Here is a 25308-nt window from a genome sequence, read left to right as displayed (position 1 = left end):
CCTTACGCCGCGTGGAGGTGCCGTTCGCGCCTGATGACTTCTGTCGCCAGACGAAGATACGCCTGGCTACCGGCGCACTTCAAATCGTAGAGCAGCGCAGGCTTGCCATAGCTTGGCGCCTCTGAAAGCCTCACATTGCGTGGGATAACCGTGTCATAAACCAGTTCACCCATTTCCTGACGGACGTCTTCCAGAACCTGCTCGGAGAGATTGTTGCGTTTGTCGTACATGGTCATGACCACGCCTTGGATCGAAAGGCGCGGATTGAGGCTGGACCGTATCTGCTCGATGGTCTGCATAAGCTGGCTAAGCCCTTCGAGCGCGAAAAACTCGCACTGCAGCGGTACCAACACGGCATCGGCCGCAACGAGCGCATTGACTGTGAGCAGATTGAGTGATGGCGGGCAGTCGATCAGGATATAGGTGACGGGCGCATCGTGTATCGACAGTTCGCTGATGCGCTTGAAGGAATTTCTCAGTCGATACGCACGGTCACCATGCTGCGCGATGGTCAGTTCGACGCCCAATAGGTCCATCGTCGACGGTACTATCGAAACATTCGGGACCGTCGTCTGTACGGCTGCCTGAACCACAGTGGCTTCACCGATAAGGAGGTCATAGGCCGAGATTTCGCGCTGTTCCCGCCCAATGCCCAGGCCGGTTGACGCGTTGCCCTGAGGATCGAGGTCGATGATCAGTACTCTTTCGCCGATAGCGGCGAGCGCCGTTGCGAGATTGATCGCAGTGGTGGTCTTGCCCACACCACCTTTTTGATTGGCAATGGTCAGAATTCGAGGAGCCAACCGGGCCTCCTTCGTTTGCGCTTCACGGGACCTGCGGCGATTGAAGTCCGCTGAGTTCCATGATGACGGCATTTGAGTCGGTATCGCTTGGCGTTAATACCACGTTAAACTGCCAGTGCGCAGCAGCTTGTTGGCGTTCGTCAACATGTTCCCGACCTTTCAGCAACAATGCCCGGCTTGATTCGCCCATGAGCGGAAACAGCATTTCGCAAAGCGTGTCGAGGGAGGCCAATGCGCGGGCGGTGAACAGATCGGCCCTCTGTGTTTCACGTGAATCAAGCGCGTCGCATCGGACAGCTCTCACCTCCACGTTCAGCTTGAGTTCGCGAACCACTGTCCGGAGAAAGCTGGCCTTCCGCTGGTTAGGCTCTACCAATGTGAATCTTATGGGGCCGCCATTGGTGGCGATAGCCAAGGGTAACGCAGGGAAACCGCCGCCACTGCCGATATCGATGAGCCAACTGTCGCTGGGCCTCAAGTGAGAAAGAAGTTGCAGGCTGTCCGCAAAGTGCCGGACCCATAGTTGATCCAGCGTTTCACGTGAAACAAGATTCTGAACGCGCTGCCATTTCCGTAGCAGTTGGGCATAAGATTCTAAGTCGTTAAAAACCGCATCTGCTGGTCGCGTGAAAAGCGCCTCGTAGTTGGCCAGCGCCGAATTGTCCGGATTCATCCCGTCGCTCGCAGATCCTGGCGTTTGATAACGGCGAGTAACAGGGTGATGGCGGCCGGCGTCATGCCTTCAACTGCCTGCGCCTGCGCTATCGTCAACGGGCGAATATCCGCGAGCCTCGTACGCAGTTCATTCGAGAGCCCGGTGATCGCCGCATAATCGAGGTCAGATGGTATGTGGCGGGTTTCATCGCGCCGCATTGCGGCAATGTCGGCGCGCTGGCGCTCGAGATAGACCGCGTATTGTGCGTCCACAGACAGCTGGCCCAGTATCTCTGGAGAAAGGCCAGCTATCTCCGGCCAGATAGCGACGACCTGAGAATGATTGACGTGTGGGTAGGACAGAAGGTCGAAAGCAGATCGCGTCTTGCCATCCGCGTTAATTGAAACGCCGGCCTTCGCCGCATTGGCGGGGGTTGTGGAGAGCCTTGTCAACATGGCCTTGCCGTCTGCAAGCCGGGCTGATTTTTCGCGATAGGCACTAACGCGTGGCTCGGCAACCAGACCGTGCTGGATGCCCTTTTCCGTCAATCTCTGGTCGGCGTTATCGGCACGAAGGTGCAAACGGAACTCGGCCCGTGAGGTGAACATTCGATAGGGCTCGCTCACCCCGCGCGTCACTAGGTCATCGATCATGACGCCAATATAGCTTTCGGTACGCGAGAGAATCAGCGCCTCGGTCGCCAGCGCCAGAGCCGCTGCATTGGCGCCGGCAAGCAGTCCCTGCCCGGCAGCTTCCTCATAGCCGGTTGTGCCATTAATCTGGCCGGCGAGAAAAAGACCACGCAACGAGCGAAGTTCAAGCGAGGGCTTAAGCTCGCGGGGGTCCACATAGTCATACTCAATCGCATACCCAGGCCGCAGTATCTCAACCTTCTCAAGGCCAGGCATGGTCTGGAGGAAAGCCAGTTGCACATCTTCAGGCAAGGAGGTCGACAGTCCATTCGGATAGATTGTCGGATCGTCCAGCCCTTCCGGCTCCAGGAAAATCTGGTGGCTGTCTCGATCCGCAAACCGAACAATTTTGTCCTCGATCGAGGGACAATAGCGAGGCCCCTTGCTTTCGATACGGCCGGAATACATCGCTGAGCGGTGCAAGTTTGCCGATATGACGGCGTGGGTTTGCTCAGTCGTCCGACTGACATGGCACGGGACCTGTCTTGCCGTGATTTCCTCGGTCAGGGATGAGAACGGCTCTGGCGGATCATCCCCGTGCTGGACGTCGAGCGCATTGAAGTCGATGCTATCGGCCAATAGGCGCGGTGGTGTGCCGGTCTTCAACCGTCCGAGCTTCAAGCCAAGCGCCTCAAGGCGCTTAGAAAGGCCAAGCGCAGGCTTTTCTCCGGCGCGCCCCGCTGGAACAGTTTCTTCGCCCCGATGAATGAGACCGCGGAGGAACGTACCCGTAGTCAGAACAACGCTTTTGGTCTCGTAATATCGTCCATCGAGTAGGCGGACGCCGGTCACGCCACCATCGGCAACTTCGAGATCGTCGACCTCACCTTCAACGACGGTGAGATTTGGTTGGTCGGTTATGGCCTGCTGCATGGCGGCTCTATAAAGCGCGCGGTCTGCTTGGGCACGCGGTCCGCGCACCGCAGGGCCTTTCCGTCGATTAAGCACTCGGAACTGGATGCCGGCTGCGTCGGCCACGCGTGCCATCAGTCCGTCCAAGGCATCAATTTCGCGGACCAAATGCCCCTTCCCAAGGCCACCAATTGCAGGGTTGCAGCTCATCTCACCGATGGTCGAGAATTTGTGCGTGATCAGTGCAGTGGGAACGCCGCGTCGCGCCGAAGCCGCCGCGGCTTCACAACCCGCATGGCCACCTCCGACAACAATGACGGCAAATTCGCTCATGATGCGTCCAATATTCAGCAAGGGCGGAAAGCAGCGGTTTAAGCGAAACCGTAGGCGCAATCAATGCCGGGGTTCGCGAGGTCACCATAGCGTGTGTTTCACGTGAATCACTTCCCGATGCAAAAATTCACGAACAGCTCATCGAGAACAGCCTCGGCGTCAATACGACCGACAAGGCGCTCAAGGGCAGAGGTCGCGGCGCGCAGCAAATCCGCAGCCACCTCGGCGCTGTGCAGCATAGTTTTTGCCTCGTCGATCGCAGATAGCGCGGCCTCTAGGGAAACGCGGTCCCGCTCATGGCTGAATGTTGCGTGCGCACTGGCCCCGATCTGTTCGGCAACATGGCTGTGAAGACGGGCTCTGAGTGTCTCGAGCCCTTCGCCGGTTTTTGTTGAGATCGAGATGCCTGACTGTCGGGGGCCGATATCGCTCTTGTTTGCAACAGTCCATACATCGCGCCCTGCTATGGGCGGAGGCTCGTCTGCCACGACATCGGGCGCTGTCATCCATAGAACGAGGTCTGCGCTTTCCATGGCAACTCGTGCACGGCGCACGCCCTCCTCTTCAGCAAGGCTATCGGTTTGGCGCAGCCCTGCGAGATCGAGCAAGGTCACAAGATGACCACCAAGATCGAGTGAGACCTCGCGGACATCACGGGTTGTGCCCGCCTCGGCGGTGACAATAGCAACCTCGGACATGGAAAGCGCATTCAGGAGGCTCGACTTGCCCACGTTCGGTGCCCCCGCAAGCGCGATGCGAAACCCCTCACGCACAATGCGACCGCCCTCGATCTGCGCGAGCGCAGACGTCAAATCCTGGCGCAATGCGTTTAGTGTGTCGATGAAGGTGGCTGGGAGATCCTCGGCAACATCGCCCTCATCCGAGAAATCGAGCTGGGCTTCCAGCTCTGCGCGGAGCCACAGAAGAGACCTTCGCCACGACGCCACACGTGAGCGTGGACCACCTTCGAGGCGCGCCAGCGCCTGACGCCGTTGGCTCTCGGTCTCCGAGGCAAGCAGGTCTCCAAGGCCCTCGGCTTCCGTGAGATCAAGCTTGCCGTTTTCAAACGCGCGCCGAGTGAATTCCCCCGGTTCCGCCAGACGGATACCCGGCAAGCCTGCCAAATGCCGTATGATCGCCTTAACGCCAGCTGGCGACCCATGCACCTGCAACTCGGCGACGTCTTCGCCGGTAAAGCTGTTGGGTCCCGGAAAATAAGCAACGAGACCACGATCGAGGATTGTATCAGCGCCTATCGCGGCGAGGGACAGTGCACGTGGCGCTGGAACCCCGCCTGCGAAGTCTCCAAGGATTTGTCTGACGGCAGGCCCTGATATCCGGATAACTGCGACCCCCGAGGGAAGGCCGCCGGAAGACAGTGCGACAATGGTGTCGCCCCCGCGCATGCAAAGGTCCTAGGTATTCATTGAATCGAAAAAGTCGGAATTCGTCTTGGTCTGGCGGACCTTGTCCATCAGGAATTCCATCGCATCGATGGTCCCCATCGGGCTGAGAATGCGGCGCAGGACGTACATCTTCTTGAGAATATCGGGCTCGACGAGGAGCTCTTCCTTGCGGGTGCCGGATTTCGTGACATCGAGCGCCGGAAATACGCGCTTGTCCGCAACCTTGCGGTCCAGCACGATTTCAGAGTTACCGGTGCCTTTGAATTCTTCGAAGATCACTTCGTCCATGCGGCTGCCGGTATCGATCAAGGCCGTCGAGATGATGGTCAGGGAGCCGCCATCCTCGATGTTACGAGCCGCACCGAAGAAACGCTTCGGACGCTGCAAGGCGTTCGCATCGACACCGCCGGTGAGCACCTTACCGGAGCTCGGAACGACGGTATTGTAGGCACGACCAAGCCTTGTGATCGAATCAAGCAGAATCACCACGTCACGCTTATGCTCGACAAGACGCTTCGCCTTCTCGATCACCATTTCCGTGACCTGGACGTGGCGGCTGGCGGGTTCGTCAAAGGTCGAAGAAATCACTTCGCCTTTCACGGAACGCTGCATGTCGGTGACTTCTTCCGGGCGCTCATCGATCAGCAACACGATGAGGTAGCACTCAGGATGATTGTTTGCGATCGATTGTGCGATATTCTGCAACAATACTGTTTTACCGGTACGCGGTGGCGCAACAATCAGCGCGCGCTGCCCCTTGCCGAGCGGGGCGACCAGATCGAGGATACGCGCAGACCGATCTTTGATCGTCGGATCGGGGATTTCCATCCGCAGCCGCTCCTCGGGATAGAGCGGCGTCAGATTGTCGAAGTTGATTTTATGCCGGACGCTGTCGGGGTCTTCAAAATTGATCGTGTTGACCTTGAGAAGCGCGAAATACCGCTCACCATCCTTCGGGGACCGAATTTGCCCCTCAACGGTATCGCCAGTGCGAAGCCCGAATCGGCGGATCTGGCTCGGGCTGACATAGATGTCGTCAGGGCCCGGCAGGTAGTTTGCGTCCGGTGACCGCAAAAAACCGAAGCCGTCAGGCAGAACTTCCACCACCCCTTCGCCGGTGATGTCCACATCCTTTGCCGCGAGCTCCTTCAGGATCGCAAACATCAATTCCTGTTTGCGCATGGTTGAGGCATTTTCGACCTCATGCTCCTCGGCGAAGGACAACAGGTCCGCCGGAGCCTTGGCCTTGAGCTCGCTGAGCTTCAGATTCTGCATGTGGAGGATGACCCTTTAGGGAAATCAGAAGAAGGGGGAAAGGTCTTGGAGGGTGCACCGCGTGGCGATCGGCTACGTTCGATCGAGCTCTTTTAAGGGTGCTTCGTCATCACATAGCGTGATACTGCCTGCGTTTCAAGGCACATCGTGCAATGCGTCGTTAGCGGACACTCAGAACGGGCGGACAATGACGGCGATGACGATGCCGATCATCATCAAGGTCGGAACCTCGTTCATGAACCGGAAATAGCGCCCCGGCCGTGTGTTGCGGTCAGCAGCGAAATCCTTGACGTGCCGTGCCATCAGACCGTGATAGCCGCTCAATGCGATGACCAAGGCAGCCTTCAGCCACACCCAGCCCTGCGACCAGTCGATAACCTGATAGCCAATGATCAGCCACAGCCCGAACAGCCAGCTGGCAATCATTGCCGGCGTCATGATCGCCCGATAAAGCCGACGTTCCATCACCTTGAAGGTCTCGGACTGCTTCGAGCCGGGTTCTGCGTCGACGTGATAGACGAATAGCCGAGGCAGGTAGAGCATTGCAGCCATCCAGGCGATGATCGAGATGACGTGAAATGCCTTCACCCAGGCCATAGCGAATTCCTAGCCGTTCTTTACGAGGTTCACGAGCTGCTCGACGTGCTCGATCGGGGTTTCCGGCACGATCCCGTGGCCGAGATTGAAGACATGCGGGCGTTCAGAAAACGCTTCGATGATGGTCCGCGCGCGGGTCAGCATCTGCTCGCCACCGACAACGACGCGCAAGGGATCGAGATTCCCCTGAACAGTCAAGGTTGGCGGCAGTTCGCGATCGGCAAAATCAACGGGCATTGCGTAATCAAGGCCCACTGCATTCACGCCGACCTCGCGGGCATATCGTCCAACGAGCCCGGCCGCGCCTCTTGGAAACCCGATGATAGCCGCGTCCGGATGGCGCTGGCGCACACCTTGGACGATACGGCGATTGGGTTCGAGCACCTGGCGCTCAAACGCCACCTCATCGAGGTTCAAGGCCCAGCTCTCAAAGAGCTGAACGACATCGGCGCCGGCCTCGATCTGCGCCGACAAGTAGCGGATGCTGGTCTCGACGAGCACATCCATCAGCCGCGCGAAGGCTTCGGGATGGCGGTAGGCAAACAGCCGCGCCGCTGCCTGATCGGTCGACCCTTTCCCGCCGATCATGTAGGTCGCTACTGTCCAGGGAGCGCCACAGAAGCCGATAAGGGTCTTTTCAGGGTCCAGAGCCAGCTTCACCCGCTTCAGCGTCTCCAGCACAGGCGCCAGGTGATCGAGCGCACCTTCCGGCTGCAGGCGGTCGACGCTATCAGGATCTATCGGGTCAAGCTGTGGCCCTTCGCCAGCGACAAACCGTACCGTTTGCCCCAGAGCGTCGGGGATGACCAGAATATCCGAAAACAGGATCGCCGCATCGAGATCGAACCGGCGCAGAGGCTGCAGCGTCACTTCCGCGGCCAGTTCGGGCGTGTAGCAGAGATCGAGAAAGCCGGAGGTTTTCGCTCTCGTTGCGCGATATTCCGGCAGATAGCGCCCCGCCTGTCGCATGATCCAGATCGGTGGACGCTCCTGGCGCTTGCCCCTGACCGTCTCGAGCAATGGCTTTCGCAATGTGGCCTCGCTCATGCCCCCCTTCCAATCGAAAGAAGAGTCTTTCTTTTCTTATTCATTATCATCATGGCGGTGTTTTGCAGCAATTCAGGACTGCCCACAATCATGGGTCTCAGTGGCGAATGCGCGCAGCGAGCGCGTTAATTGCTCCTTAACACCTGCTGTGGGAAGCAGCCATATCAGCGGGGCGACCAAAGGTTAACGCAAGGTTAACGCGGTCAAGCCTGATTTTTGATAGCAGCACAACCCTGTGGGAAAGGCACCGAACGTGATTGTCGGTTGCCAGATGGTTTTCCACGCAATTACCGCAAGCGATTTCGCCACCGGTGCCGAAGCCAGAGTGTTAATGGATTCTTAGCGACCGGGGATGAATCCTCGCCCGGCCCAAAGTCATGAGTCATTCTCACAGAGATGGCCTTGAGCCTAGAATGACTGTGTGGAAAACCTGACCAAATGCTGATCCTCGCTTCAAAATCTGAAACGCGACGCCACCTGCTTGAGAGCGCCGGACTGGTGTTCGAAACGCACGCTTCGAGCATCAACGAGCGCGATCTGGAAGCGCAGGTGGAACAGAACGGCGCTGATGCGCGAGACGTTGCAACGCTGCTGGCCGGTGCCAAGGCGCGTGCCGTTGCTGCTGAAAATCCTTCGGCTTGGGTTATCGGAGCAGACCAAACGTTGTCGCTCGGGCCGGACCGGATGAACAAACCGGATTCCCTCGATGCCGCACGCGGCCAACTCGACCGGTTGCGGGGCAAGACACATCGCCTTCATGCCGCTGTGGTGCTCGCGCGGGGCGACAACATCGTCTGGTCATCGATCGAGACTGCGGAACTGACAATGCGCAAGTTTTCGGATTCGGAACGTGATCTCGTTCTCGAACTCGAAGGCGAGCGTGTGCTGGGGTCGGTCGGCAGCTATCGGCTGGAGGGTCCGTCAATTCGCCTGTTCGAACGCGTCAGCGGCGACTATTTCACCATCCTCGGCCTACCGCTTCTGGCGTTACTGGAAGCACTTCGCGAATTCGCGCCAGAAGTGCTAGACCTGCGGCACACTAGCTAAGGCTCGCTGCATGACCCGTAAAGCCTTCGTCATAGGCCATCCGATCGCGCATTCGCGCTCGCCGTTGATCCACGGAACATGGATCACACAATATGGCATTGATGGCAGCTACGAGCCGTTCGACGTTTCGCCGGACGATCTGCCGCTATTTTTCGAGCGGCTGAAGACCGGCGAGTTCGCCGGCGGCAACGTCACCATTCCCCATAAGGAAGCGGTCTTTGCGCTATGCGACACGCTTGACCCGCTGGCCGAAACGATCGGCGCCGCCAATACGCTGGTGCGCCAGCCTGATGGGCGCGTCCACGGCACGAACACGGATTATCTCGGGTTTCTCGGTAATCTCGATGCCAACGCGCAAGGCTGGTCCGAGGGTCTCGACACAGCGATAGTGCTTGGTGCAGGCGGCGCTGCGCGCGCCATTCTGGTGGCCCTCAAGGCGCGCGGCATTTCGCGCGTTCACGTCCTAAACCGAACCAAGGCAACCGCACGCCGTCTGGCAGAGGCGATCGACGGCCCCTTCCACCCCGGCGGCCTCGAATATTTCACCGAAATTGCCGGTGCTGCCGGGCTTGTGGTCAACACAACTTCGGTCGGCATGCATGGCACGGCATTCGACACTCTCGATCTGTCGGTGCTGCCGAAAACCGCAACGGTGACAGATCTCGTTTATGTGCCGCGCCGCACGCCATTGCTGATTGAGGCGGAGCAGCAAGGCCTCCGCACGGTTGATGGCCTCGGCATGCTGCTGCATCAGGCGGTGCCTGGCTTTACGGCCTGGTTCGGTGTCGAACCTGAGGTCAGCGATACTCTGCGTCGCCGCGTCGAACAGACGCTGGAGCACTGACGATGTGGCGGATCGGTCTGACAGGTTCGATCGCGACCGGAAAATCCACCGTGCTGAGAGCCTTTACAGAGTACGGGGCGAAGATTTTTTCTGCGGACGAGGCGGTGCATGAGCTTTACGAGGGGCCGGCCGTCCCTGAGGTTACCGCGCTGTTTCCGGGTGTAGCACCAGATGGCCGTGTCGATCGCTCCCTGCTGAGCGCGGCGATCGCCCGCGAACCGGAAAAGCTGATGGCGCTTGAGTCGCGTGTTCACCCGATGGTGCGGCATCGCATCGCCGCGTTCATGGATGAGGCGGAAGCCGATGGAGCGCTGGTCGCGGTGGTCGAGGTGCCGCTGCTGTTCGAGACCGGGCATGATTATGGATTCGACGCGGTAGGCGTGACTATTTGCCCGGAAGACGTGCAGCGCCAGCGGGCGCTGGCACGGCCGGGAATGAGCGTGGAAAAGCTTGAGAGCATCCTTGCCCGTCAGCTTCCACAGGAGGAAAAGAGAAAGCGTGCCACCTATGTGTTCGACACGTCGGACACCATCGAAGAGACCAAAGCCAGGGTCCGCGCGCTTGTCGCCGGAATCCAGGCACGCGGGGCCCAGCAATGAAGCGTGAGATCGTACTCGACACCGAAACCACCGGCCTGTCGCCGGCTGGCGGAGACCGGCTGGTGGAGATCGGCTGCGTCGAGTTGATCAATCATATCCCGTCCGGCCGCACCTTTCACGTCTACATCAATCCACAGCGCGACATGCCCGAGGAAGCGTTTCGGGTCCATGGGCTGTCGGAGGAATTTCTTGCAGATAAACCGCTGTTTTCGGCAGTTGCGCAGGAGTTTCTCGATTTTGTCGATGACGGCACGCTGATCATCCACAATGCCGAGTTCGACCTTGGTTTTCTCAATGCCGAACTCGAGACCGCCGGGTTTCGAAAGCTTGGCAATGAAGTCATCGACACCGTGGCTCTGGCCCGTCAGGTCAATCCCGGCGCTCGCGCCAGCCTTGATGCGCTATGCCGCTATTTTGGCATCGACAACAGCCGGCGCACGCTTCACGGCGCCCTGCTCGACAGCGAGATCCTCGCCGATGTCTATCTTGAGTTGATTGGCGGCCGTCAGGTTGGACTGGCGCTGGTGGCGGAAACCCGCACGAGCGGCGAAGGTGCGGTGGCTCATCGCGTAGCTGCGCGACAAAGGCCGGTTCCGCTGCCGCCGCGTCTCAGTGATGCGGAGTTGCGCGCTCACGAAGCGATGCTGGCCGATATGGGCGAAGACGCTGTGTGGCGAACCTATATCGCCGTTGAAGACGAGCCGATGGCGCTGGCGCGCTGATCATCGGCTCGCAATTTTCAAGTTATCAGTTCGGCTTTGCGTCGCCGGGGGTCGCGTTGGCGGCGTCAGTCGAAGCCTCGCCCTTTCTCTGCTCGGCGAGCTTGGCAAGGTTCTGGCGATAGATCGCAAAGAAATCCACCGGCTCCATCATCAGCGGCGGGAAACCGCCATTCTGCGTAACATTGGCGAGGACCTGGCGCGCGAACGGGAAGATCAGGCGTGGGCATTCGACCATCAGCAGCGGGCTGAGCTGGTTTTCCGGCACGTTCTTGATCCGGAAGACACCGCCATAGACCAGTTCGATATTGAACAGCAGCGTTTCTTCGCGGTGCGCCTTGGCGTTGAGGTTCAGCTCAACGGCGTAGGTGTCATCTGACTGCTTCTTGACGCCGACTGAAATCGACACGTTGAAGGCCGGGTTGGCGCCACCAAGCATGATCGAGCCCGGCGCGCCCGGGTTCTCGAAGGACAAATCGCGAATATACTGACCGATCAGGTTCAGCGCTGGGGTGTTACCGGCAGTACCGGCGCCGCCGCCCGCCGCGTTTGCGGCCTGGTTCTCGTCAGCCATGGAATGTCTGGTCCTCATAGGGCGTTGAAAGTGGCGCTGTGGCTAGCATGTTACGGTGTGGCTCACAAGTTTGCCGCCTATTCTCGCCGGTAATCGTCCTCATCGAGTTCGATCGTGTCTGGCCCGGGCACGCGTCGACCATCGCCCCCGCGGCCATAGGGGCCGCCGCGCGGACCGGTGGTGGTGACGACAACCATGTTGCGTGCGAGGCTGCGGTAGATGAAATCACGCACCGGCGGCAACAACAGCAGCAGCGCGCCGATATCGGTAAGGAAACCCGGAAGCAGCAAGAGCACGGCGGCGAAGCCAATCATCATCGCGTCGGCAACGGCACGCGCCGGCAGTTCACCGGCCGCGACATTGCGGCGCATCTGCATGACCATCGACAACCCTTGCTGGCGGATCAGGACCATACCGAGAAGTCCGGCGCCAACCAGCAGCGCCAGCGTTGGCAACAGTCCTATAATCTGGCCGACCTTGATCATTACCGCGATCTCGATCAGCGGCATCAACAGGAGGGCGGCAATAAATAAACGTGCCACAGGCAACATCCTCTTGTTCGCGTGCACCTTAAATGTTCACCATTGAGCGTCTTCGCCCGATCGTGAACTGGTTTCAAGGTGAGGCATTCCTATATATAGGTGCGAAAAAGCGCATGACGAGCGCTGGGCGAAACGCAAACTGTTAGTTGGTTCCTGATGGATGAATTTCTCGACCTGCCTACCCTAATCGTTATCGGTGTGGCGGTAGTAATCCTGTTCCGGCTGCGCTCGGTTCTCGGAACCCGCACAGGCAATGAGCGGCCACCGGCCGAGCGGCATCGTCAGCGTGACGCAGCAAACGACAAGGCGACAGCCGATGACACCGTGGTGCCGCTGCGTCGCGCGGGAACCGGTGCACCCGATCTCGACGATGAACGCCGCCAGCGCAAGCTCGAAGCCGAGATCGAGCAGCAGGCCAAGGACAACGAAAAGCTTGCCGCCGATCTGCGCGCCGTGGCGGAGACGGACCCAAGCTTTATGCCGCGCTCGTTCCTTGAAGGCGCGAAGGGCGCTTACGAGATGATCGTCACCGCTTTTGCCGAGGGCGACAAGGCAACGCTGAAATCCCTGCTCGAGAAAGACGTCTTTGAGGATTTCCAGCGCGCGATGGCCGAGCGTGAAGCTGCTGGGCAGCGTGTTGACTTCACCTTTGTCGGGCTGCCGAAGATCGCGATTGTCGATGCCGAAGCCGATCGGCGGCAGGTGGCGGTTACGGTGCTGTTCAATGCCGAGGTGGTTTCGGCCACCTACGACAAGGACAATAACCTGATCGAGGGTCACGCAGAACATGTCCAGGCGATCGCCGATGAGTGGACCTTTGCGCGCAATCCGAAATCGCGTGACCCGAACTGGAAGGTCATCGGCACCAGCCAGGTCGACTAGCGGCCGCAAGGACTACGCGGCATGGCGAAGCGGGACGTCAAATCACTGGTGCCGGACTACCACCTCTGGCAGTCCGTCACCGAGACGGTCGATCCGCTGAAGCCAAAGCGGCGCAAGCAGGCGCCCGAGGCACCGCTTCCCCTGCCCGACCGCAGCGCCAACCAATCGGCGCACGCCAGGTTTGCCGACAACTCTTCAAAGTCTGGCCGCAATACCCAACCCTTTCTTGCGCCCTATCAGGCGCCGCCGCAGCAGCGCCGCCGCGCCGAACCCGGCATCGATCCGAAACTTCGGCGAAAGCTGGCGCGCGGGCGGATGGAAATCGGTGCTCGCATCGATCTTCACGGCATGCGCCAGGACGAAGCGCGGGCGGCCTTGCATCGCTTTTTGCCAGCCCGTGCGGCGCGCGGTGACCGGACGGTTCTGGTTATTACCGGCAAGGGCGTCGAGCGCGATGACGGTACCGCTATGACCGAGCGCGGCGTGCTGCGCGCCATGCTGCCGATCTGGCTTGCGGAACCGGCGCTGGCGCCGCTGGTTTCAGGCTACAGCCAGGCGGCGCGCAGTCATGGCGGCGATGGCGCGTTTTATGTACGGCTGAGGTTGCGCTGATGACACCACTCGGGGCGCGCATGCGGGCTCTAAGGCGCGAGCGCGGTGTTTCTCTCAAGGAAATGGCGGCGGCGCTGAATGTATCGAGCGCTTATCTGTCCGCTCTAGAACATGGACGGCGGGGCAAGCCCACCGGCTTCATGCTGCATCGCATCATCGCTTACTTCAATGTCATCTGGGATGAGGCCGAGGAGCTGCAGCGGCTGGCCGAGAACTCCGATCCCAAGGCCACGATCAATACCGCCGGCATGCCGCTCGAGGCGACCGCGCTGACCAACTGGCTGGCGCACAATATCGCGGATCTTTCCGCGGAGGACCTCAAAGCACTGCGCGAAGACGCGATTCGCCGCGCCGCCCATAATCGCAAGGCGGCGCGGGAGCACTGAGAGCATGTGCCTAGAGCACGAACTTCGACAGATCGGCATCGCCGGCGAGCGTGCCGACGGTTGAATCGACGAAGCCCTTGTCGATGGTGATGGTCTGGCCCGATTTGTCCGGGGCGTCGTAGGAAATATCCTCGACGAGCCGCTCCATCACGGTCTGCAGCCGGCGCGCCCCGATATTCTCGACGCTCGAGTTCACACGCACAGCGGCGTCGGCAATCGCCTCGATGGCATCATCGGTAAAGTCGAGTGTGACGCCTTCGGTCTGCATCAGTGCGACATATTGCTTGATGAGGCTCGCATCGGTGTCGTTGAGGATGCGGATGAAGTCCTCGCGGGTCAGCGCCTTGAGTTCAACGCGGATCGGCAACCGGCCCTGCAGTTCCGGCAACAGGTCCGAAGGCTTTGAGACATGAAACGCGCCGGAGGCGATGAACAGGATATGGTCGGTTTTCACCGGGCCGTACTTCGTGGAAACCGTCGTCCCCTCGATCAGCGGCAGCAGATCGCGCTGCACGCCTTCGCGTGAGGGACCGCCGACCGCTCCGCCGCCGCCTTCACGGGCCGCAACCTTGTCGATCTCATCGATGAAGACGATGCCGTGATTTTCAACGAGGTCGACGGCTTCGGTTTTCAACTGCTCCTGGTCGAGAAGCTTGTCGGCCTCTTCTGCGACCAACAGGTCGTGCGTGTCCTTGACCTTCATCTTGCGCTTTACGCCGCGTCCGCCCATGGCCTTCTGGAACATGTCGGACAAGTTGATCATGCCAACATTGCCGCCTTGCATTCCGGGCATATCGAACATCGGCATGCCGCTCGATTGCGGCGAGACCTCGATCTCGACTTCCTTGTCGTCCAGCTCGCCACTGCGCAGCTTCCGGCGGAAGCTGTCGCGGGTCGAGGGCGTGGCCGAACTGCCGACAAGCGCATCAATGACGCGCTCTTCGGCGTTGTGGTGCGCTTGTGCCTCGACCTCCTTGCGGCGCCGCTCGCGCAGCACCGAGATGCCGGCTTCCACCAGATCGCGAATGATCTGCTCGACGTCACGCCCGACATAGCCGACCTCGGTGAACTTCGTCGCCTCCACCTTGACGAACGGTGCCTGCGCCAGCCGTGCCAGCCGCCGCGAGATTTCAGTCTTACCGACGCCGGTCGGTCCGATCATCAGGATATTCTTGGGCGTGATTTCGCGCCGCAGGTCATCGGGAAGCTGCTGACGGCGCCAGCGATTGCGCAACGCTACCGCAACGGCGCGCTTGGCATCGCCCTGCCCGACAATATTGCGGTCGAGTTCGGAGACGATCTCGCGCGGGGAAAAATTGGTTTCGCTCATTGTATATCTTCTTTCTCCGGTGCCTTGCTGTCGGACCCGTCCCGGTCCAGGAAGCGCACCATCAGGTGTTCGTCGACATAGCGACCGTTCACGAAAAGATAGCGGGGCTCGGTGCCGTAGATCTCAAAGCCCGCCCGCTTGTAGAGGGTCAGCGCCGGCGCATTCTCCGTCCAGACGCCGAGGTGAAGCTGCTGAACCCGCCCGGCAGCGTAGTCGAGGACGTGATCGAGAAGCTGCCGCGCGCATCCCGTGCCTCGCATCGGCGGTCTTACATAGACCTGGACCAGATAGCCCTTGTGCCGATCCTTGCTGCCGGAATTGCCGGCAAAAGCCATGATCCCGGCCAGACTTCCGTCATCGAGGACAGCGCCGAAGATCACCAGCTGCTTTAACGCCGAGACCACGGCCATGTCGCCGTTAGCCAGAAAATCCTCCGCCGAGGTCACGAAGGCCTCCGGGTGATTTTCGAGTGCTTCAAGCCGGATTGCCTTGTAGGCATCGAAATCGGCCGACGTCAGACGCCGTATGGAATAGGTCACTCGTTCAGCTCGATCGCTTCAAGGGTGACATTGCCGTTGGTATAGACACACACCTGCTCGGCGATCTTCATCGCTTCGCGCGCAATGTGCTCGGCATCGAGCTCGGTATTGAGCGACAGCGCGAGCGCAGCGCTGAGTGCGTAATTGCCACCCGAACCGATTGCCGTGACGTCATGGTCCGGCGTCAAAACGTCCCCGGTGCCCGTTAGCACCAAAGTCTCGTTCTTGTCGGCGACAATCATCATGGCCTCAAGTCGCCTCAAATACCGATCGGTCCGCCAATCCTTGGCGAGTTCGACCGCCGCGCGCATCAGCTGTTCGGGATATTGTTCGAGCTTGGCCTCGAGCCGCTCGAACAGGGTAAAGGCGTCAGCGGTGGCTCCGGCAAAACCGCCGATGACCTTGCCTCCAGCAAGCCTGCGCACCTTGCGGGCGCCGTGCTTCATCACTGTCTGACCCATCGAGACCTGGCCATCGCCGGCGACCACCACCTTGTTTCCCTTGCGAACGGAAACGATGGTCGTGCCGTGCCATCCGGGAAATGCGTTGTCTTGCGACATAGAAAACTCCTGAACTGTCGCAATCCTATTTAGGCCGGCAGGCGCTGATTGCAATGTAGAGGGTAGGCACTGGCGCGAGCCGTGGCCTTCACGCGATCTTTATTGCTTGCTGGCGAGATGCTAGGGAGCGCCCAAACGGAGAGCGACCCCCATGCGCAAGGCCCAGATCGACCGCAAGACCAACGAGACCGAGATCAAAGTCTCGATCAATCTCGACGGCACCGGCGCGCACGACATCAAGACCGGGGTCGGCTTCTTCGACCACATGCTCGACCAGCTCTCGCGCCACAGCCTGATCGATATGGATGTGCGCTGCACCGGAGACCTGCATATCGACAGCCATCACACTGTCGAGGATGTCGGTATCGCGCTTGGTCAGGCGATCCGCGAGGCGCTGGGCGACAAGCGCGGCATTTGCCGTTATGCCAGTTGCGACCTGCCGATGGATGGCACGTTGACGCGCTGTGCGCTCGACGTTTCAGGCCGCGCCTTCCTCGTGCACCGGGTGAGCTACAGCGCGCCGAAGATCGGCGAGATCGATACCGAACTGTTCAACGAGTTCTTTCAGGCCTTCGCGATGAATGCCGGCCTCACGCTGCACCTCGAAACGGTTTATGGCGACAACAATCACCACATTGCCGAGAGCTGCTTCAAGGCGCTGGCACGTGCGCTGCGCGATGCGATCGAGATCGATCCGCGTTCCGCTGACCGCATCCCATCTACAAAGGGAACGCTTTAGGCGACGCCTCCAGGGTTTCACAGCGCCGAGTTTTACACTAAGTCAGCAGAACCTGGCCGACTGCCATGCAGCGGTCCTTCGACGACTGATCGGGAGTTGATCCGTGACGCTCTATGCAGTGTTCGAGCCCGAGTTCGGCAAGCGCGATTCTGCGCCCTTGGCCGTGGCCGAGCAATTTGACTGGCTGGCTTTCCTGTTGCCGCCAGCGTTCTTCGTGCGCAACGGATTGTGGCTCGAACTTGTCGGGTTCGTCGTAGCCTTCATCGCCTTGCGGACAGCCGGCGAATATATCGGCGCCGATGCCACGTTCTGGTTGTATTGGCTGGGTGTGTTGTGGTTGGGCTTTGCCGCGCCATCCATCAGAAGAGCGGGCCTGCGACGGGCAGGCTGGCGGTACAAGGCTGAACTGACGGCCTCAGCGCCGGACACCGCCCAGCTCGTATGGCTCAAGCTCGGACGTGATGCATGAGCATAGTCGCGATTATCGATTATGGCGCGGGCAACCTGCACTCGGCCGCCAAGGCGTTTGAGCGCGTGGCTGCGGGGTTCGATGATCCGCCCCAGATACACATTACGTCCGATCCGGACCTGGTGCGCACGGCCGATCGCATCGTATTGCCCGGCGTTGGCGCGTTCGCGGACTGCAAGGCGGGCCTCGATGCCCTGCCCGGCATGCGCGAGGCGCTTGGAGAGCACGTCCTTGCACATGCCAAGCCCTTCCTTGGCGTCTGCGTAGGTATGCAGCTGATGGCGACCGAGGGCCGTGAAAAGGCGATCACGCCGGGGCTCGCCTGGATTTCAGGCGCGGTGGAAAAACTGCAGCCGAACGATGCGGCGCTCAAGATCCCTCATATGGGATGGAACACGCTGACCATTCACCATGAGCATAAAGTGCTTGAAGGCATCACGGGCGGAGAGAACGGACTGCATGCCTATTTCGTGCACTCCTACCACTTGCGCACCGACAGCACGGATACGCGCATTGCAACCGCCGACTATGGCGGTCCAGTGACCGCATGCGTTGGTCGCGACAACATGTTCGGGACCCAGTTCCATCCTGAAAAGAGCCAGACGCTCGGGCTCAAGCTGATCGAAAACTTTATGAAGTGGTCGCCATGATTCTGTTTCCCGCGATCGACCTCAAGGATGGCCAGTGCGTACGCCTGAAGCTCGGCGATATGGAGCAGGCGACGGTGTTCAACCTCGACCCTGCCGCCCAGGCCAAAACCTTTGAGGACCAGGGCTTCGAGTACTTGCACGTGGTCGACCTCAACGGCGCGTTCGCCGGCGAGAGCCGCAACGGCGAAGCGGTCGAAGCCATACTTAAGACTGTGAACTTCCCGGTGCAGCTCGGTGGCGGCATACGGACCCTGGCGCAGATCGAGGCATGGCTTGAGAAAGGCTTGGCTCGTGTGATCCTCGGCACGATCGCCGTGCGCGACCCCGATCTCGTCACCGAGGCGGCGCGCCGCTGGCCCGGGCAGATCGCTGTCGGTATCGATGCGCGTAACGGTATGGTCGCTGTCGAGGGATGGGCGGAGACCTCGACGCTTTCTGCCACGGATCTTGCGCAACGCTTCGAAGGCGCCGGTGTAGCCGCGATCATCCACACCGATATTGACCGCGACGGCATTCTTGCAGGCATCAACTGGGACGCAACGCTTGATCTAGCACGGGCGGTTTCGATCCCCGTTATCGCCTCGGGCGGCCTCGCTTCGATGGAGGACATCGAGCGCATGTGTGCCCCCGAAACCCAGGTACTCGAAGGCGCGATCTCTGGTCGGGCGCTTTACGACGGACGCATTGATTCACGTGAAGCATTGGCTCGCCTGAAGGCGGCAGCATGACCTTCGAAATGGTACGGCGCCGGTTTCCCTGGGCCATCCATGCGCTGGTTCTCGTGCTGATCATTATCTTCGCGACGCTGCCGCTCATCGGGGTGTTCGTGGCCGAGTGGCTGGCTGGCGCGGCTGGACACGACTGTCGTCTGGACGAAGCGGGCATTTACCCGTGCGAGTATTTCGGCATCAATGTGGGCGGACTTCTTGGCGCCTTGTTCGCCATGGGCTGGCTCGCGCTGGTGACGCTGCCGCTGGGTGCCGTGGCACTTGTCGCCTGGATCGTGATCATGTTTGTCCACCGACACAGCTGGCATAACAAGAAGCACGACCACTGATTTCTGGCGCATCGGCGCCGCTCGAGCTGTATTCCGGATCACGCAAATGACTCTCAAAAGCCGCATCATCCCCTGTCTCGACGTCAAGGACGGCCGCGTCGTCAAGGGCGTCAACTTCATCGATCTCGTCGATGCCGGCGACCCGGTGGAAGCGGCGATGGCCTATAACGCCGCCGGCGCAGACGAGCTGACCTTCCTCGATATCACCGCAAGCCACGAAGAGCGCGACACGATCATCGAAGTTGTTGCGCGCACTGCAGAGCATTGCTTCATGCCTGTCACGGTCGGCGGCGGCATCCGCACGATCGAGGACGTGCGCAAGCTGCTGCTTGCAGGGGCCGATAAGGTCTCGATCAACTCTGCCGCCGTGCGTGACCCGGATTTCATCTCGAGGGCTGCCGACAAGTTTGGCGATCAATGTATCGTCGTTTCTGTCGACGCGCGCCGCCGCGCAACACAAGTTGTCGGCGGTGACAACCGTTCGGCCTGGGAAATCTTCACCCATGGCGGCCGCAAGGAGACCGGGATCGACGCGCTGGAATTTGCCGTCAAGATGGTCGAGCGTGGCGCCGGCGAGCTTCTCGTGACCTCGATGGATCGTGACGGCACCAAGTCAGGGTTCGATCTCGAATTGACCCGTGCCATTGCCGACAGCGTCAATGTGCCGGTGATCGCCTCAGGCGGTGTCGGAACGCTCGAACACCTGGTGGAAGGCATAAGAGATGGACACGCCAGTGCCGTCCTCGCGGCCTCGATCTTTCACTTCGGGACCTTCACCATCCCTGAGGCCAAGGCGTACATGGCCGAACGCGGCATTCCTGTGCGGCTGGACGAAAACGCTGCCTGATCGGCACAGCAAAGGAGACCGGCATGCCGTTCACCCTCGAAGATCTCGACGCCCGCATTGCCGAGCGCGCCTCTGCCTCGGCCGATGTCAGCTATACGGCAAAGCTCCTCGAACGCGGGATCGAGAAATGCGCGCAAAAGCTCGGGGAGGAGGCGACGGAATCGGTGATTGCCGCGGTTACCGGCAACAAGGCCGAGCTGACGAAGGAAGCATCCGACGTTCTCTACCACCTGCTGGTCCTGCTCCGTGCCGCCGATGTGCCGCTCGAGGCAGTGATGGCTGAGCTTGAAGCGCGCACCGCGCAATCGGGACTGGCCGAGAAGGCCTCGAGGACCGCCCAGTGAGCATAGAGACTGACCGGCGCAAGCGCGGGCTGAAGCCCTACCACCTCTTCACCAAGGCCGAATGGTCGGAATTGCGCGCCGACGAGCCGATGACGCTGACGCGCGATGATATTGTGCGGCTGCGGACGCTGAGCGATCCGATTTCGCTGGAAGAAGCGGAAAAGGTCTACCTGCCGCTCACCCGCTTGCTGTCCTACTATGTCGAGGCGATCCAGACCCTGCATTCCGTCTCGACGCGGTTTCTCGATCGTTCGGCTGAAAAGGTGCCGTTCGTCATCGGCGTTGCCGGTTCGGTCGCCGTCGGCAAGTCAACTACCGCGCGCATTCTGCAGGCGCTGCTCCAGCGCTGGCCGAACTCTCCGAAGGTTGATCTCGTTACCACCGACGGGTTCCTGTTCCCCAACGCAGTGCTGGAACAGCGCGGGCTGATGGAGCGCAAGGGTTTTCCCGAGAGCTATGACCGCTCGCGGTTCATCGGCTTTCTCGCAGATATCAAATCGGGAAAACCGGCCGTCTCGCTGCCGGTCTATTCGCACCTGATCTATGATGTGTTGCCCGATGAGACCATGGTGGTCGACAGGCCGGATATCCTGATCGTCGAGGGGCTGAATATCCTCCAACCAGGGGAGCTGCCGAGAACCGGCCGCCCGCTGCTGTTCGCATCAGACTTCATCGATTTCTCGATTTATATCGATGCCGAGGAATCGGATCTCGAAGCCTGGTTCATGGAGAGGTTCTTCCGCCTGCGTGAAACCGCCTTTAAGGATCCAAGCTCGTTCTTCCATCGCTTCTCGAAAATGAGCGAGGAAGAGGCGGGCAATCTCGGTCATACGGTATGGCGGACAATCAACCTCAAGAACCTGCGCGACAACGTGTTGCCCACCCGTGGCCGGGCCGATCTGATCCTCAAGAAGGGCCCCGACCATCTGATCGAGCAGGTAGAACTCAGGCGAGTCTGAAGATCAGCCGGCCAGGCCATGCTGGCGGGTCAGTTCCACCAGATCGAGCTGCGGGCGCGCCCCGACATGGCTGATGATCTCGGAAGCCGCGAGGCAACCGGTCTTGAGCGCTTCCTCGAGCGTCTGGCCGCGCGCGACCCCGAGCAGGAAACCAGATGCGAACAGATCCCCGGCGCCGGTTGAATCGACCACCTTTTCGACGGGGAAGGCCGGTACTGAGGTGACTTCACCATTGTGTACCGCCATCGCCCCTTCCGAGCCCATTGTGATGGCGGCGAGCTCGACGTCCTGTGCGATGGCACGTACCGCCTCGCCGAGCTCCTCGGTCTGATACAGCGACTTGATTTCACTGAGATTGGCAAAGACATAGTCGATGGTTTTCGACTTGATCAGGTCGAGGAACTCGTTGCGGAAGCGATCGACGCAGAACGGGTCGGACAGGGTGAACGCTGCGGCCTTCTCATGCTTGTGCGCGTAGTGTGCCGCAAGAACGAACGCCTTTTTTGCTTCGACCGGATCCCAAAGAAAGCCTTCCATGTAGGTGATGGTTGAGGCCGCGATATCCTCTTCCTTGATATCGGCTTCGGTCAGCTGGTGGCAGGCACCGAGATAGGTGTTCATGGTGCGCTCGCCATCAGGGCTCAGCAGGATCAGCGAGCGTGCGGTGGCAGCGCCATGGATCAGCCGGCTGGTGTTGTAGTGAACGCCGGTGCGATCGAGATCTTGCGCAAAGACATCGCCGAGTTCGTCCTCTGCCACCTTGCCGACAAATGCAGCACGGCCCCCAAGGGCCGCTACGCCAGCGGCTGTATTTGCCGCGCTTCCACCGGAAATGCGTTGCTTGGTTTCAGGCAGACGCTCATAGAGTTCGGCCGAGCGCTCGACATCGACGAGGTGCATGATGCCTTCGGACATGCCTTCACGTTGCAGGAACCCTTCATCCGCAGGGGCGATCACATCGACAATCGCGTTGCCGATGGTCAGCACATCGAAGCGGGTTCCAGCCATGAACGATTTCCTTTGATTTCAGCGCAACCACGCGGCCTTAGCGCAAGCAAGCGGCGCACGCAACGCCGTGGAGCGAATCCGGCAATCAGGCGGTGGCGCGAAGGCCTGCGACAAACCGCTCTGTGATACGGCGCACCAGCGCGTCGATATCGTCTTCCGAGGTATCCAACTGCCCATCAAGCAGCAGCATGGCCAAACCATGCACCTGCGCCCAGGCGCTCAGGGGAGCATCCGCGTCGATAGCCCCCGCGCCGCAGGTGCGTCGAGCGGCCTCGGCAAGCCGATCATAGGCCGAGCCTGCGGCCTTTCGCAGCGCAGGATCACAGGAGCGCGCCGTGCGCGTGCCGAACATCACCCGAAACAGCGCCGCATTGCGCAGGGCGAACCGAACATAGGCGCGCCCGAGAGCTGCAAGATCATCACCCTCTGCTGTCAGCCGTGTGGCCAGCATCAGAAAGCCCTCTGCAGCCACGGCCCCGTAAAGATCATCGATGGTTCGAAAATGCCGATAAGGGGCGGCAGCAGAAACACCGGCAAGCCGAGCAACCCGACGCAGACTCAGTTCGGGGCCGTTATCGCGCAAGCTGGCAAGGGACGCTTCGACAAGGGCGCGCCGAAGGTCGCCATGATGATACGCTCCACCCTGCTTTTGCCCGTATGTTGACACCGATTACTTTCCAGTGCTGATATGCGAGCAGTGTTAACATTGGCGCGGGCGCACAGTCCAGCGCCGTTTCGGAGCGACCGAACATGCTCGATATCGGGTTGGCATATCTTCATCATCTCGCGGTGTTCGCCATTGTCGGCTTGCTGTTCGCTGAGTTTGTTCTCATACGCCCGGGACTGAACGGGCAACAGCTGACGCGGCTGGCGAGGCTCGACGCGGCGTACGGGATTTCGGCGATCTTGGTTATTCTTGCAGGGATTGCCCGCGTCTTTCTCGGAAGCACCGGCTCCGCCTACTACCTCTCGAACCACGTGTTCTGGACGAAGATGCTCCTGATCGTCATTCTCGGACTGTTGTCGATCCAGCCGACCCTGTCGATCATCCGCTGGCGCCGAGCATCGGGATCCGATGCGAACTATCTCGTACCGGACGCCGACATCAAAAAGGCGCGGCGCTTCCTCCATATTGAACTGTTCGTGCTGTTCCTTATCCCGCTGGCCGCAGCGGCGATGGCGCGCGGCGTGGGGATGTAGCTGTAAAAGGCCGACTTTGAGAGGGTGAAAAATGAAAGTCGATGGCGCCTGCCACTGCGGCTCGATCAAATTCGAGGCCGAGATCGATCCGGATCGCGTGCGCATCTGCCACTGCACCGACTGTCAGTCGTTGTCAGGAACGGCTTTTCGTATGACCGCGCCGGTCCCCGAGGCTGACTTTCGCCTTCTCAGCGGCAGTCCGAAAATCTACATCAAGACGTCCCAAAGCGGCACCAAGCGAGCGCAGGTGTTCTGCCGCGATTGCGGCGCCCCACTTTATACCACGACGCCCGAGGGGCAAAATCGTACCTTTGGATTGAGAGTCGGCGCGTTGCGTCAGCGCGCCGAGTTGCCGCCAAAACGGCAATACTGGGCGCGTTCCAAGCTTCCGTGGCTACCCGAATTGCCTGGAACGTCACACGAGCAGCAGTGAACGCATGAACTAGGCTTTCGGCGCAGGTGTCTTCGGCTCGAACCGGCACCATTCGGCGATCACGCAACGCCAGCACTCGGGCTTGCGCGCCTTGCAGACATAGCGCCCATGCAGGATCAACCAGTGATGGGCATTCAGCAGGTAAGACTTCGGCACGCGCTTGATCAGCGCCTGCTCCACTGCGAGCGGCGTTTCGCCCGGAGCGAGTCCCGTGCGGTTCCCGACTCTGAACAGATGTGTGTCGACCGCGATTGTCGGTTGGCGAAACCAGGTGTTGAGCACGACATTGGCGGTTTTCCGCCCGACGCCCGGCAGCGCCTCGAGATCGGCCCTGCCCTCGGGCACCTCTCCACCATGCTCGGCAATCAGCTTCTGGCTGAGCGCGAAAACGTTCTTGGCCTTGTTGCGGTAGAGACCGATCGTCTTGATATGCTCCTCTATACCGTCTTGCCCAAGGGCCACCATGGCTTCGGGGTTTGGGGCAACTCGGAACAATTTGGCAGTTGCCTTGTTGACCCCGGCATCCGTCGCCTGAGCTGACAAGACAACGGCCACGAGAAGCGTGAAGGCGTTGAGGTATTCGAGTTCGCCTTTGGGCTCGGGATCGATTTCGGAGAACCGCGCGAAAATCGATTCTATCTCGGCTTTGGTAAGCTGGCGGGTTTTTTTGGATGTGGCCATTCTCTCGCCTTCAGAAATTGGCCTATAGTGATCCAGAGAGTCGTTGGCCAATGCAAGTCACCACAGCACCGCTATTCGCCGCCGAACTGACACCGCACCGCTCGATGAACGCGCGCGGGCTGCGGATTGTCGTCGTCTTGTTCGCTTTGCTCTCGGCGCTGCCGGGGCTTGTCTTCTTCTCTCTCGGCGCCTGGCCCATTGTCGGCTTCATGGGGCTCGATATTGTCGCGATGGCTGTTGCGCTCTGGTTTTCTTTTGATCGCGGCAAGCGCAAGGAGCGCGTGACCCTGTGGTCGGAACAACTCGAAATCGTCTCGTTTGACGCCAAGGGCCGCGAAAGCCGCCAGCAGTTCGACCCCCTGACGGTCAAGCTGGTTCTCGATCGCGATATCAACGAAAAGACAACCGCGCTGCGCTTGCGCGCCCCTGATCGGGAGGCGGAAATCGGCGCTTTCCTCAGCCAGGAAGATAAGACAAGCTTCTCCAAGGCTTTCGGGTCAGCGCTGCGCAAGGCTCGTGCCTGAGGCGAAAAGACGACGTCAATTTCGGGTCGCAGCAGATCGGCTGCTGCAGTAGCGTCGGACGAGATAAAAAGCCCGTTTGCGCGGCCATCCGTTCCGAGTTGCT

33 protein-coding genes are annotated in these 25308 nt (G+C 60.2%); 18 read left to right on the top strand and 15 right to left on the bottom strand.

Annotated elements, in window-relative coordinates:
- Window positions 1-2: 2 nt before the first annotated feature.
- The 7 genes from IE127_RS09370 to hemE form a co-directional block, all read right to left on the bottom strand.
- Complete coding sequence (locus IE127_RS09370; RefSeq protein WP_244640079.1) at window positions 3-803, bottom strand: ParA family protein; 801 nt, start codon at window positions 801-803, stop codon at window positions 3-5.
- A gap of 22 nt (window positions 804-825) precedes the next feature.
- Window positions 826-1476, bottom strand: a complete 651-nt coding sequence (gene rsmG, locus IE127_RS09365) for a 16S rRNA (guanine(527)-N(7))-methyltransferase RsmG (RefSeq protein WP_189425416.1) — start codon at window positions 1474-1476, stop codon at window positions 826-828.
- The gene (mnmG, locus tag IE127_RS09360) at window positions 1473-3335 is read right to left on the bottom strand and encodes a tRNA uridine-5-carboxymethylaminomethyl(34) synthesis enzyme MnmG (protein ID WP_210310466.1); all 1863 of its coding nucleotides are present in this window, start codon (window positions 3333-3335) and stop codon (window positions 1473-1475) included. Before mnmG ends, rsmG begins: the two co-directional genes overlap by 4 nt.
- A 107-nt stretch (window positions 3336-3442) precedes the next feature.
- Complete coding sequence (mnmE, locus tag IE127_RS09355) at window positions 3443-4741, bottom strand: tRNA uridine-5-carboxymethylaminomethyl(34) synthesis GTPase MnmE (protein ID WP_189425415.1); 1299 nt, start codon at window positions 4739-4741, stop codon at window positions 3443-3445.
- 9 nt (window positions 4742-4750) lie between these two features.
- On the bottom strand, window positions 4751-6016 hold the full coding sequence (gene rho, locus IE127_RS09350) for a transcription termination factor Rho (RefSeq protein ID WP_189425414.1): 1266 nt from the start codon (window positions 6014-6016) through the stop codon (window positions 4751-4753).
- Window positions 6017-6187: 171 nt separating this feature from the next.
- Complete coding sequence (gene hemJ, locus IE127_RS09345) at window positions 6188-6613, bottom strand: protoporphyrinogen oxidase HemJ (protein WP_189425413.1); 426 nt, start codon at window positions 6611-6613, stop codon at window positions 6188-6190.
- Between the two features lie 9 nt (window positions 6614-6622).
- Complete coding sequence (hemE, locus tag IE127_RS09340) at window positions 6623-7660, bottom strand: uroporphyrinogen decarboxylase (protein ID WP_189425412.1); 1038 nt, start codon at window positions 7658-7660, stop codon at window positions 6623-6625.
- Window positions 7661-8098: 438 nt separating this feature from the next.
- On the opposite strand from hemE, the gene IE127_RS09335 reads away from it, so the two are divergent.
- From IE127_RS09335 to dnaQ, 4 genes are read left to right on the top strand one after another with little or no spacing between them, the layout of a single operon-like run.
- Entirely contained in the window at window positions 8099-8707 is a 609-nt protein-coding gene (locus IE127_RS09335; protein ID WP_189425411.1) for a Maf family protein, read from the top strand.
- Window positions 8708-8717: 10 nt separating this feature from the next.
- Entirely contained in the window at window positions 8718-9551 is an 834-nt protein-coding gene (locus tag IE127_RS09330) for a shikimate dehydrogenase (protein WP_189425410.1), read from the top strand.
- 2 nt (window positions 9552-9553) lie between these two features.
- Window positions 9554-10150, top strand: coding sequence for a dephospho-CoA kinase (coaE, locus tag IE127_RS09325; RefSeq protein WP_189425409.1), 597 nt, complete (start codon window positions 9554-9556; stop codon window positions 10148-10150).
- Window positions 10147-10872: a DNA polymerase III subunit epsilon gene (gene dnaQ / locus IE127_RS09320; RefSeq protein WP_189425408.1), complete on the top strand. Its 726-nt coding sequence runs from the start codon at window positions 10147-10149 to the stop codon at window positions 10870-10872. The genes coaE and dnaQ overlap by 4 nt, the downstream gene beginning before the upstream one ends.
- 25 nt (window positions 10873-10897) lie before the next feature.
- Here dnaQ and secB read toward each other — a convergent pair whose 3' ends face one another.
- Together secB and IE127_RS09310 are read right to left on the bottom strand one after the other, a co-directional pair.
- Entirely contained in the window at window positions 10898-11443 is a 546-nt protein-coding gene (gene secB / locus IE127_RS09315; RefSeq protein ID WP_189425407.1) for a protein-export chaperone SecB, read from the bottom strand.
- Window positions 11444-11520: 77 nt separating this feature from the next.
- On the bottom strand, window positions 11521-11985 hold the full coding sequence (locus IE127_RS09310) for an FxsA family protein (RefSeq protein WP_189425406.1): 465 nt from the start codon (window positions 11983-11985) through the stop codon (window positions 11521-11523).
- A gap of 156 nt (window positions 11986-12141) precedes the next feature.
- Between IE127_RS09310 and IE127_RS09305 the strand changes: the two genes are divergently transcribed.
- Genes IE127_RS09305 through IE127_RS09295 form a run of 3 tightly spaced genes read left to right on the top strand, consistent with a single transcriptional unit; the run spans window position 12142 to window position 13865 of the window.
- Window positions 12142-12867, top strand: a complete 726-nt coding sequence (locus IE127_RS09305) for a Tim44/TimA family putative adaptor protein (protein WP_189425405.1) — start codon at window positions 12142-12144, stop codon at window positions 12865-12867.
- Window positions 12868-12888: 21 nt separating this feature from the next.
- Window positions 12889-13479 carry a Smr/MutS family protein gene (locus tag IE127_RS09300; RefSeq protein WP_189425404.1) on the top strand — a complete coding sequence of 197 codons (591 nt, stop codon included), beginning with the start codon at window positions 12889-12891 and terminating at the stop codon, window positions 13477-13479.
- The gene (locus IE127_RS09295) at window positions 13479-13865 is read left to right on the top strand and encodes a helix-turn-helix domain-containing protein (protein ID WP_189425403.1); all 387 of its coding nucleotides are present in this window, start codon (window positions 13479-13481) and stop codon (window positions 13863-13865) included. Before IE127_RS09300 ends, IE127_RS09295 begins: the two co-directional genes overlap by 1 nt.
- Before the next feature lie 10 nt (window positions 13866-13875).
- On the opposite strand, the gene hslU is transcribed toward IE127_RS09295, so the two are convergent.
- Genes hslU through hslV form a run of 3 tightly spaced genes read right to left on the bottom strand, consistent with a single transcriptional unit; the run spans window position 13876 to window position 16294 of the window.
- A complete protein-coding gene (gene hslU / locus IE127_RS09290) occupies window positions 13876-15195 on the bottom strand; it encodes an ATP-dependent protease ATPase subunit HslU (protein WP_189425402.1) in 1320 nt (439 codons plus the stop codon).
- Complete coding sequence (locus IE127_RS09285) at window positions 15192-15734, bottom strand: GNAT family N-acetyltransferase (protein WP_189425401.1); 543 nt, start codon at window positions 15732-15734, stop codon at window positions 15192-15194. The genes hslU and IE127_RS09285 overlap by 4 nt, the downstream gene beginning before the upstream one ends.
- The gene (gene hslV, locus IE127_RS09280) at window positions 15731-16294 is read right to left on the bottom strand and encodes an ATP-dependent protease subunit HslV (RefSeq protein ID WP_189425400.1); all 564 of its coding nucleotides are present in this window, start codon (window positions 16292-16294) and stop codon (window positions 15731-15733) included. The genes IE127_RS09285 and hslV overlap by 4 nt, the downstream gene beginning before the upstream one ends.
- A gap of 151 nt (window positions 16295-16445) precedes the next feature.
- On the opposite strand from hslV, the gene hisB reads away from it, so the two are divergent.
- The 8 genes from hisB to coaA all read left to right on the top strand — a co-directional run bounded on the left by hisB (window position 16446) and on the right by coaA (window position 21359).
- Window positions 16446-17033: an imidazoleglycerol-phosphate dehydratase HisB gene (hisB, locus tag IE127_RS09275; RefSeq protein WP_189425399.1), complete on the top strand. Its 588-nt coding sequence runs from the start codon at window positions 16446-16448 to the stop codon at window positions 17031-17033.
- A 103-nt stretch (window positions 17034-17136) separates the two neighbouring features.
- Window positions 17137-17502, top strand: coding sequence for a DUF2628 domain-containing protein (locus tag IE127_RS09270; protein WP_189425398.1), 366 nt, complete (start codon window positions 17137-17139; stop codon window positions 17500-17502).
- Window positions 17499-18152 (top strand): imidazole glycerol phosphate synthase subunit HisH, encoded by a 654-nt coding sequence (hisH, locus tag IE127_RS09265; RefSeq protein ID WP_189425397.1) that lies wholly within the window; start codon window positions 17499-17501, stop codon window positions 18150-18152. Before IE127_RS09270 ends, hisH begins: the two co-directional genes overlap by 4 nt.
- Window positions 18149-18880 (top strand): 1-(5-phosphoribosyl)-5-[(5-phosphoribosylamino)methylideneamino]imidazole-4-carboxamide isomerase, encoded by a 732-nt coding sequence (gene hisA, locus IE127_RS09260; protein ID WP_189425396.1) that lies wholly within the window; start codon window positions 18149-18151, stop codon window positions 18878-18880. Before hisH ends, hisA begins: the two co-directional genes overlap by 4 nt.
- Window positions 18877-19209 carry a hypothetical protein gene (locus IE127_RS09255; protein WP_189425395.1) on the top strand — a complete coding sequence of 111 codons (333 nt, stop codon included), beginning with the start codon at window positions 18877-18879 and terminating at the stop codon, window positions 19207-19209. Before hisA ends, IE127_RS09255 begins: the two co-directional genes overlap by 4 nt.
- A 46-nt stretch (window positions 19210-19255) precedes the next feature.
- Window positions 19256-20056: an imidazole glycerol phosphate synthase subunit HisF gene (hisF, locus tag IE127_RS09250; RefSeq protein WP_189425394.1), complete on the top strand. Its 801-nt coding sequence runs from the start codon at window positions 19256-19258 to the stop codon at window positions 20054-20056.
- A gap of 23 nt (window positions 20057-20079) precedes the next feature.
- The gene (locus IE127_RS09245) at window positions 20080-20400 is read left to right on the top strand and encodes a phosphoribosyl-ATP diphosphatase (RefSeq protein WP_189425393.1); all 321 of its coding nucleotides are present in this window, start codon (window positions 20080-20082) and stop codon (window positions 20398-20400) included.
- Complete coding sequence (coaA, locus tag IE127_RS09240) at window positions 20397-21359, top strand: type I pantothenate kinase (RefSeq protein WP_189425392.1); 963 nt, start codon at window positions 20397-20399, stop codon at window positions 21357-21359. Before IE127_RS09245 ends, coaA begins: the two co-directional genes overlap by 4 nt.
- 3 nt (window positions 21360-21362) lie before the next feature.
- Here the strand turns inward: coaA and IE127_RS09235 are convergent, their stop codons facing one another.
- Both IE127_RS09235 and IE127_RS09230 read right to left on the bottom strand, forming a co-directional pair.
- A complete protein-coding gene (locus IE127_RS09235) occupies window positions 21363-22367 on the bottom strand; it encodes an adenosine kinase (RefSeq protein WP_189425391.1) in 1005 nt (334 codons plus the stop codon).
- Between the two features lie 85 nt (window positions 22368-22452).
- A complete protein-coding gene (locus IE127_RS09230) occupies window positions 22453-23034 on the bottom strand; it encodes a TetR/AcrR family transcriptional regulator (protein WP_189425390.1) in 582 nt (193 codons plus the stop codon).
- Between the two features lie 83 nt (window positions 23035-23117).
- Between IE127_RS09230 and IE127_RS09225 the strand changes: the two genes are divergently transcribed.
- Together IE127_RS09225 and IE127_RS09220 are read left to right on the top strand one after the other, a co-directional pair.
- Window positions 23118-23567: a DUF2214 family protein gene (locus IE127_RS09225; RefSeq protein WP_189425389.1), complete on the top strand. Its 450-nt coding sequence runs from the start codon at window positions 23118-23120 to the stop codon at window positions 23565-23567.
- A 31-nt stretch (window positions 23568-23598) separates the two neighbouring features.
- The gene (locus tag IE127_RS09220; RefSeq protein ID WP_189425388.1) at window positions 23599-24000 is read left to right on the top strand and encodes a GFA family protein; all 402 of its coding nucleotides are present in this window, start codon (window positions 23599-23601) and stop codon (window positions 23998-24000) included.
- 9 nt (window positions 24001-24009) lie between these two features.
- Here the strand turns inward: IE127_RS09220 and nth are convergent, their stop codons facing one another.
- Entirely contained in the window at window positions 24010-24681 is a 672-nt protein-coding gene (gene nth, locus IE127_RS09215) for an endonuclease III (RefSeq protein ID WP_189425387.1), read from the bottom strand.
- A 50-nt stretch (window positions 24682-24731) separates the two neighbouring features.
- On the opposite strand from nth, the gene IE127_RS09210 reads away from it, so the two are divergent.
- Window positions 24732-25205 carry a DUF2244 domain-containing protein gene (locus tag IE127_RS09210; RefSeq protein WP_189425386.1) on the top strand — a complete coding sequence of 158 codons (474 nt, stop codon included), beginning with the start codon at window positions 24732-24734 and terminating at the stop codon, window positions 25203-25205.
- The last annotated feature ends 103 nt before the right edge of the window (window positions 25206-25308 follow it).

Source organism: Devosia pacifica, assembly GCF_014652635.1.
Taxonomy (GTDB): Bacteria; Pseudomonadota; Alphaproteobacteria; order Rhizobiales; family Devosiaceae; genus Devosia; species Devosia pacifica.
This window is presented reverse-complemented; position numbering and strand designations above follow the sequence as displayed.

Excerpts from the sequence above, each read along its gene's own strand:
- secB (WP_189425407.1), bottom strand. The coding sequence starts at position 11,443 with ATGGCTGACGAGAACCAGGCCGCAAACGCGGCGGGCGGCGGCGCCGGT.
- rho (WP_189425414.1), bottom strand. The coding sequence starts at position 6,016 with ATGCAGAATCTGAAGCTCAGCGAGCTCAAGGCCAAGGCTCCGGCGGAC.
- hemJ (WP_189425413.1), bottom strand. The coding sequence starts at position 6,613 with ATGGCCTGGGTGAAGGCATTTCACGTCATCTCGATCATCGCCTGGATG.
- rsmG (WP_189425416.1), bottom strand. The coding sequence starts at position 1,476 with ATGAATCCGGACAATTCGGCGCTGGCCAACTACGAGGCGCTTTTCACG.
- IE127_RS09235 (WP_189425391.1), bottom strand. The coding sequence starts at position 22,367 with ATGGCTGGAACCCGCTTCGATGTGCTGACCATCGGCAACGCGATTGTC.
- hisB (WP_189425399.1), top strand. The coding sequence starts at position 16,446 with ATGCGCAAGGCCCAGATCGACCGCAAGACCAACGAGACCGAGATCAAA.
- dnaQ (WP_189425408.1), top strand. The coding sequence starts at position 10,147 with ATGAAGCGTGAGATCGTACTCGACACCGAAACCACCGGCCTGTCGCCG.
- mnmE (WP_189425415.1), bottom strand. The coding sequence starts at position 4,741 with ATGCGCGGGGGCGACACCATTGTCGCACTGTCTTCCGGCGGCCTTCCC.
- IE127_RS09305 (WP_189425405.1), top strand. The coding sequence starts at position 12,142 with ATGGATGAATTTCTCGACCTGCCTACCCTAATCGTTATCGGTGTGGCG.
- IE127_RS09220 (WP_189425388.1), top strand. The coding sequence starts at position 23,599 with ATGAAAGTCGATGGCGCCTGCCACTGCGGCTCGATCAAATTCGAGGCC.
- hisA (WP_189425396.1), top strand. The coding sequence starts at position 18,149 with ATGATTCTGTTTCCCGCGATCGACCTCAAGGATGGCCAGTGCGTACGC.
- IE127_RS09295 (WP_189425403.1), top strand. The coding sequence starts at position 13,479 with ATGACACCACTCGGGGCGCGCATGCGGGCTCTAAGGCGCGAGCGCGGT.
- IE127_RS09225 (WP_189425389.1), top strand. The coding sequence starts at position 23,118 with ATGCTCGATATCGGGTTGGCATATCTTCATCATCTCGCGGTGTTCGCC.
- mnmG (WP_210310466.1), bottom strand. The coding sequence starts at position 3,335 with ATGAGCGAATTTGCCGTCATTGTTGTCGGAGGTGGCCATGCGGGTTGT.
- IE127_RS09255 (WP_189425395.1), top strand. The coding sequence starts at position 18,877 with ATGACCTTCGAAATGGTACGGCGCCGGTTTCCCTGGGCCATCCATGCG.
- hisH (WP_189425397.1), top strand. The coding sequence starts at position 17,499 with ATGAGCATAGTCGCGATTATCGATTATGGCGCGGGCAACCTGCACTCG.
- IE127_RS09330 (WP_189425410.1), top strand. The coding sequence starts at position 8,718 with ATGACCCGTAAAGCCTTCGTCATAGGCCATCCGATCGCGCATTCGCGC.
- hslV (WP_189425400.1), bottom strand. The coding sequence starts at position 16,294 with ATGTCGCAAGACAACGCATTTCCCGGATGGCACGGCACGACCATCGTT.
- IE127_RS09335 (WP_189425411.1), top strand. The coding sequence starts at position 8,099 with ATGCTGATCCTCGCTTCAAAATCTGAAACGCGACGCCACCTGCTTGAG.
- IE127_RS09300 (WP_189425404.1), top strand. The coding sequence starts at position 12,889 with ATGGCGAAGCGGGACGTCAAATCACTGGTGCCGGACTACCACCTCTGG.
- nth (WP_189425387.1), bottom strand. The coding sequence starts at position 24,681 with ATGGCCACATCCAAAAAAACCCGCCAGCTTACCAAAGCCGAGATAGAA.
- IE127_RS09210 (WP_189425386.1), top strand. The coding sequence starts at position 24,732 with ATGCAAGTCACCACAGCACCGCTATTCGCCGCCGAACTGACACCGCAC.
- IE127_RS09245 (WP_189425393.1), top strand. The coding sequence starts at position 20,080 with ATGCCGTTCACCCTCGAAGATCTCGACGCCCGCATTGCCGAGCGCGCC.
- hemE (WP_189425412.1), bottom strand. The coding sequence starts at position 7,660 with ATGAGCGAGGCCACATTGCGAAAGCCATTGCTCGAGACGGTCAGGGGC.
- coaE (WP_189425409.1), top strand. The coding sequence starts at position 9,554 with ATGTGGCGGATCGGTCTGACAGGTTCGATCGCGACCGGAAAATCCACC.
- hslU (WP_189425402.1), bottom strand. The coding sequence starts at position 15,195 with ATGAGCGAAACCAATTTTTCCCCGCGCGAGATCGTCTCCGAACTCGAC.
- hisF (WP_189425394.1), top strand. The coding sequence starts at position 19,256 with ATGACTCTCAAAAGCCGCATCATCCCCTGTCTCGACGTCAAGGACGGC.